This is a genomic window from Megasphaera geminata F0357, from assembly GCF_000239275.1.
Classification (GTDB): Bacteria; Bacillota; Negativicutes; order Veillonellales; family Megasphaeraceae; genus Megasphaera; species Megasphaera geminata.
In genome coordinates this window covers 1-6,012 of sequence record NZ_JH417589.1, presented here as the reverse complement: position 1 = coordinate 6,012, position 6,012 = coordinate 1, and the positions used below count along the sequence as shown (strand labels likewise).

The 6,012-nt window shown below is 46.6% G+C and carries 7 protein-coding genes; 2 read left to right on the top strand and 5 right to left on the bottom strand.

The features are described from left to right. Window positions 1-67: 67 nt before the first annotated feature. Window positions 68-685 carry a transcriptional repressor LexA gene (gene lexA, locus HMPREF0080_RS05210; protein WP_040347329.1) on the bottom strand — a complete coding sequence of 206 codons (618 nt, stop codon included), beginning with the start codon at window positions 683-685 and terminating at the stop codon, window positions 68-70. Between the two features lie 177 nt (window positions 686-862). Between lexA and HMPREF0080_RS05205 the strand changes: the two genes are divergently transcribed. Further along, complete coding sequence (locus HMPREF0080_RS05205) at window positions 863-1,201, top strand: LysM peptidoglycan-binding domain-containing protein (protein ID WP_006790241.1); 339 nt, start codon at window positions 863-865, stop codon at window positions 1,199-1,201. Window positions 1,202-1,306: 105 nt separating this feature from the next. Here the strand turns inward: HMPREF0080_RS05205 and HMPREF0080_RS05200 are convergent, their stop codons facing one another. The 4 genes from HMPREF0080_RS05200 to HMPREF0080_RS09130 all read right to left on the bottom strand — a co-directional run bounded on the left by HMPREF0080_RS05200 (window position 1,307) and on the right by HMPREF0080_RS09130 (window position 4,335). Next, entirely contained in the window at window positions 1,307-2,299 is a 993-nt protein-coding gene (locus tag HMPREF0080_RS05200) for a site-specific integrase (RefSeq protein ID WP_040347328.1), read from the bottom strand. Window positions 2,300-2,445: 146 nt separating this feature from the next. Further along, complete coding sequence (locus HMPREF0080_RS05195) at window positions 2,446-2,793, bottom strand: hypothetical protein (protein WP_040347327.1); 348 nt, start codon at window positions 2,791-2,793, stop codon at window positions 2,446-2,448. Window positions 2,794-3,114: 321 nt separating this feature from the next. Then, window positions 3,115-3,288, bottom strand: a complete 174-nt coding sequence (locus HMPREF0080_RS09905; RefSeq protein WP_006790237.1) for a hypothetical protein — start codon at window positions 3,286-3,288, stop codon at window positions 3,115-3,117. Between the two features lie 273 nt (window positions 3,289-3,561). Beyond that, a complete protein-coding gene (locus HMPREF0080_RS09130) occupies window positions 3,562-4,335 on the bottom strand; it encodes a hypothetical protein (protein WP_006790235.1) in 774 nt (257 codons plus the stop codon). 254 nt (window positions 4,336-4,589) lie between these two features. Between HMPREF0080_RS09130 and HMPREF0080_RS05175 the strand changes: the two genes are divergently transcribed. Then, the gene (locus tag HMPREF0080_RS05175) at window positions 4,590-5,945 is read left to right on the top strand and encodes a sensor histidine kinase (RefSeq protein WP_040347325.1); all 1,356 of its coding nucleotides are present in this window, start codon (window positions 4,590-4,592) and stop codon (window positions 5,943-5,945) included. Window positions 5,946-6,012 lie beyond the last annotated feature (67 nt).

Sequence of the window (6,012 nt, the reverse complement as noted above, 5' to 3'; positions counted from 1 at the left end):
GAACCGGCCCGGCTCTTATAGCTTTCAGAAACCGTCTTGGTTGTTTTATGATGTCCCTTTGTACGTATCAGTATGTTCTGAAGACGCCCGTGACGACGCCGAGGAGTTTACAATTGCGGGTAATAATGGGGTCGTACGCATCATTTTCCGGTTGAAGCCGGATATGATCTTTTTCCATGTAGTAGCGTTTGACCGTCGCTTCGTCTTCCAGCAGGGCGACCACGATCTGTCCGTTGCGCGCCATATCCTGTTGACGGACAATAAGTAAATCTCCTTCGAGAATACCTGCATCTTTCATACTGTCACCGCGGACGGTCAGCATGAAACAGTCATCCTCACCGACGAATTCGGCGGCAAAAGGGTAAACATCTTCAATACATTCTTCCGCCAATATAGGGGCGCCGGCGCGTATCGCCCCGATCAGGGGAAGGGGAACGACTTTCTTGGAACGCCACGAGCCTTCGTCAAGAAGCTCTATTTTTCTGTTTTTGGCCGGATCGCGACGGATAAAACCGAGATTCTCCAGGTCCGTTAAATACCCGTGTACAGTGGAAGTGGAACTAAGACCCACTTCGCTGCAGATTTCCCGGACGGACGGGGGATACCCGTACATATGCACGCATTTGCGTATATATTCTAAGATCTGCCGTTGTCTGGTAGTCAGGGACGTTTCCGAATTCAGCATATTTTTCACCACTCCCATGTCAAGTTATATGTTAATTATAATCAATGCCGCAAAGAAAAGCAAACATTTGTTTCCCTTTTGCTTGACAGAACAAGCGTTCGGCGATATAATAAAACCGTCGAAAGAACAATTGTTCGCTGAACATCCGTTCTCACCAGGCTACAGGAGTGATATGAAATGAAAAAGAAACTTCACAAATCCAATACTACATCCCGGAGGATCCGGTTTTTTCTCATTGCCGTTTTTCTTGCCGCGTCTTTTACCCAATTGGGTTGGACAGGGCCGTCCCATAAAGAATATATTTCCGTTCAGGTGCATCGGGGCGATACGCTTTGGCAGATTGCTTCCCGCGTGACTGCCGCCGACGCCGATGTTCGCAATACGGTTTTTGATATTGTGGAAGTAAACAGGCTCGGACATAATCAGGACATTTATCCCGGTCAGATACTTCAGGTACCCGTAGATCGTGCCGCTGCCGCACAAATTAACGATCATCCCGGAATTTCCGATTCATAAAATGAAGAGCCTCCGTTTAATAAAGAGCCCCGTTTCCTTGTATGGACAAAATACAGGATATGCGGCTCTTTTAATTTACAGGAGAAAAATTTTAAGCATAATTTCTCATGTATCTTCGCCCGTAATTTTAAAGACCGGATTATCAATCAGCCTGTCGGCTTCATCAATATAGCGCCGTACAACGGCCTGAGATTTATGGCGGGTCTGACGCATGATTTGCCGTTCTTCCACCTTGTGCTGCGCCGCAGAGGTGGCAAACCCGTGGCGTAAGCTGTGAGCACCGTAATCCTTCGGATCCATGCCGACCGCTTCCGCGTATTTTTTCACGATAAGAGCAATCGATTTATCGGATATATGCGTTTTTCGCACAGACCGTTTTTTTGTAAAGCCTCTGAAAACGGGGCCGGTTGTTATTCCGGCCGCCTGCAGCCAATGCCGCAGGGCCCGGACGGCGTCAACGGATTCGTCTCCTACGGCGGGTATGGCGACTATTTGGCCTTGGCCGGACTTGTCGGTCTTGGCGTTACGGATGGTGATTAAAAGGCCCAGCCGGGAAAAACGCAGGTCTTCCACATTAAGCGCGGCTATTTCGGAGCGTCTCATAGCCCCGTAGAAGCCTATAAGCAGAATAGCGCGGTCCCGCGCCTGTTCCAGTGCGTGCCCGTCCGCATGGCGGAGCATTTCTTTGAGATCGTCGAATAAAATCGGCATTTTTCCCTGCTGTAAAGTACCTTTCATGCGTTTGATGCCGCGTAATGCGTCTTTTACGAGCGGCATACGGCAGGGATTGTCGGTAAGGCCCGCCGCATCGTAATTTTCCGTTAACGCGCTGATGCGCCGGGCTACCGTATTGGCTTTGGCGTTGTCGGCCAGGTCGTTTATGTAATTGACGATCGTCTCCGGCGCGGCGGGGAAATAGGCTTGTCCCTGCTGCGAACACCAGTCACAGAAATCCTTCCAATCCGAGGCATACGCGTCAATCGTGTTGTCGGCACGGGCGACATAAATACTTTGCCGGGCCTTGGCGGACAGCCCTTTATTATTTTCGATGAGCACAGGTTGTCCTATGTAAAAGTGATCCAAGCCTTCATAAGCCATGATTTTGCCAGCTCCTTGAGATACATACAATTCTGTTACTTCCGATAATTTAACGTTATCGGAAGTAATTGCTTTCCCTGTTATCATACCATGAATCTTTAACGTTTTCACTACCCGTTTATAAAATAATCGCTTAGTGCAGGGATCTATGTATTAGCCGATGAATTTTTTCGAGCGGCTTCAATAACATTTCTAAAGTCATCCGTACTGTATACAAGACCCTTATACGTAAATATTTTGTCAAAAGGATTGATGCTCACATGATAATATACATGCCCCTCAGGATATATGCGAAAATCAATTTCCAATGAATCTTCCGTTTCTTCTACATGTTCCAAGTTATAGGAATAACATACGGGAATAATTTCATTTCCGGTTATGGCGTCAGACACGCCGAAACCGTTAATCCAAAGAGCCATTCTAAATTCGGTAGGATCTATGATGATTTTAATCCGTTCTTGCAGAAACAACCGTTCACAGCGGTATTCTCCCATAACGTGCGTCTCCTGTATAAAGTCATTCCATACAGTAAAGAATTTGTCCTGTATGGTCATTCTCTCCGGGCGCGATATTCCTTAACGCGCCAGATGGCGTGTTGCCGGAGTTCGTTTATCAATATTTCTGTCGATAAATCAATGATGTGCTCATTCGTGATCCAAACCGTATGTTTGTAATACACACTGCCGTCAAAGGATATTCGGCGGCACCAATGACCGTTTGTCTTAACGACCTGAAGATAACCGATATAGCCGCCAAGAGTGACTCGGCCTCTTGCAGGAGATTTAGAAAATCGCACCTCCGCAATGTCATTCAGCTTATACAGGAGACGCAAACAGTCCGTATCCTATGGTCAGCCGATCTTCTCTGAAGCGGAGAACGTTGTATCGTTCCCCGGGATCAAGAGCAAAGAGTTTTGATAAGGTATACAAAGCGGCTCCCGTGCCGACACCCGTTAACAACATAAATCCCGCTATTACCGATTTCATCATGTCATACCTCGCTATTTTTCAGATCAACTGTCCGTTACTATCTCATTGAGCGCTGTTTCTCCGATACCCCCTATATTCCTTTCAACATATCACTCCGGGAAAACGGTCCACCAACTCAATATTTCACTCAAGGGGACGTTGCCGACAAAATAGGCCATGAATCCCCATAATACGTAAGCGGCTCCGTATAAAAGCGCCTTGTAGAGAAACGGGAAAGATACAAAAAATGCGATAATTATGGCTCCTATGATAAAGGTGCGTTTTCGGTTATCCTTACGCTTCATCGTTTTTACCCTCAGTGTTACGCTCCGATTCGCCCGTTTCTTTTTCCGCGTTGCCGACAGCGCAGATTATGTCCCATGTATCCGTATGGGGAATTATATTTCGAACCATATAGTCTTTCATGGCACGCAGTACTTGGTCCTTAGTTTGCCCGCTTCGGCTGAAAACGGTACTCGTTATATCGTCCCCTTTGCTGACTTCCAAAGTAAAAAGCTGTCCGCCTTCGTAAGCGGCCTGCATGAAAGGTGACTTTAAAATCGAATGCGGCGGCATCAGAATCAGATAGTCGATACGGCCGGTTTCTAACCGATCCACCGCTTCTTTTACCTGCTCAAAAGTAACACGTCCCGTCACGCCTGAATCTGTTTCCATCCGCCAGTGACGGAATAATTTTTCTGTTTCTTTTCGGAGCAAAGGTTTTTTAAAAGCTGCCGTGAGAATCGGAACGGGGATCAGTACTGCCAGGATCAAAGGAAAAAGAACGGGCAGACCGGTAATAAGGGAAGCCATACGTCCGGATCGCGTGTTGCTGCGGTCAAAATTACTGTTGACCGTATCTGAAATATGATTCATATACTCCGCCAATTCGGGGTACTGAAACGATAGCCGGACGAAAAGGCACAAAATAATAATTACCGTTATAAAGGCTGTTATAATCAACCGCTTCGCTGCCCGATTGCAGACGGTTTTCTTTTCCTCCGGGGACAAGGCATCCATTTCCGGCATACCTTTACTCCACTTTACGGCACGTTCTTCTTCTGTCATACAGTCTTCCTCCGCGATATGCCCCGCAGGCGCTTAATAATGATGTCGATTTCCGGTTTATAAAGCGACATGCTTATGATACTCACAGTATGTATATTATACATGAGCCTGCGTCGTATGTAACGTGATTTATTGCCGGGTCTGTATGTTTTTTACGGGAGAGATTCGTTTATTTTATCATACAGTTTATTGTAATTACAGGAATATGATATAATGTACACAATTTTAAACCGTGCCGGAAAGGATTTATTTTTATGACATATATACTCATTTGTTCTTTTTCTTTCGTATTGACGATGTTGCCGCCGGTATATCTTCGCTATCTCCCGTTTCAGAAAATATTGCAGCCTGTGCAGAAAAAACGCCTGAAAACGGGATATGCCGTCATATCTTTGGGCGAAATCGCCGTTCTGGCAATTCTTACGCAGGCCGGCCTGATCGCTTTCAACTGGATATCCCTTAAAATATTGATCAGCGTCTGCTGGCTCCCGTATTTTTTCCTGAATGTACTGTTCATCCGTCAGCACCTGGCTCAGCATATTTTTATTCTGGGGATGCAGTCTATCTATACGATTACGATCCATACGCTGGCAGTCAATGTACTTTTTTTTCTCCTTCCTGACGCCTGTGATTTTTTTGATTACCTTCTGCCGTACCTGTTTTTGTACATAGCCCTGTTTTTCCTCTGTATGCCGATCATCCGGGATTTCTTCATAGAAATTTTTGTCCATTACCGGGCCGTTCAAAAGCAGTATTTCTGGAAACAGAGCTGCCTTTTGCCCTTCCTTCTTATCCTCAACCACAGCTTTTTCTGGATTAACCCGCTGCAGCTGGCACGGGAGCACCTCTTCCCGCGCCTGTGTATGGCCCTCTGCGCCCTCATTTTCGGAAAATGTGTACTCATCGGCCTCAGGGAGCTGGACGAGCGGTTGACCCTGTATAAAAATAATTATGATCTTAATGCTCAAATCAACGCGTTTACTCAATATGCCGATTCATTGAGGAACGCGGAAAAAAAGCTCGCCCTTTTCCGACATGACAGCCGCCATCAGCTGCATATCTTAGCGGCGATGATCGAAGAAAAAAAGAACGATGAAGCGCTTATGCTGATACATAAGCTTAATGAAGAAATAGATCAGACTAAAATCCGGCAGTTCTGCCGAAATACAATGGTCAATGCGGCACTTTCCGTTTACATACGCAAGGCGGAGGATGCCGGTATTCCCGTTCAGTGGCAGTTGGACATCCCCTCTTCCCCTCCCCACACAAAAACAACCGTAGACGCGGGGCTGGCCATTGTGTTATCAAACCTCATGGAGAATGCCGTTTATGCCAGTCTGCAGCAGCCGGCGGGACGCAGAAAAATTGAATTGGCCGCCCGGCATACTCACGGTACGTTAATGTTCATGATCAAAAACAGGTATGACGGTACTGTACAGTTCGATGTACGGGGATTGCCGATCACGAACAGGCAGGGACACGGTCTCGGCATGAAATCATTGGAACAATTCCGGAAAAAGACCGATGCCACTGTTCTCTGTACGCATGAAGGCGGCTGGTTTTCCGTTTATTTACAGTTCGATATCGAAAAAAATATCCGGTTGTTGTAAGATTTCCGGTAAAACGCCTGTCCGCCCTTTCCGCGGTAAAATCATAATAAGGGAATACCCCCGTCCC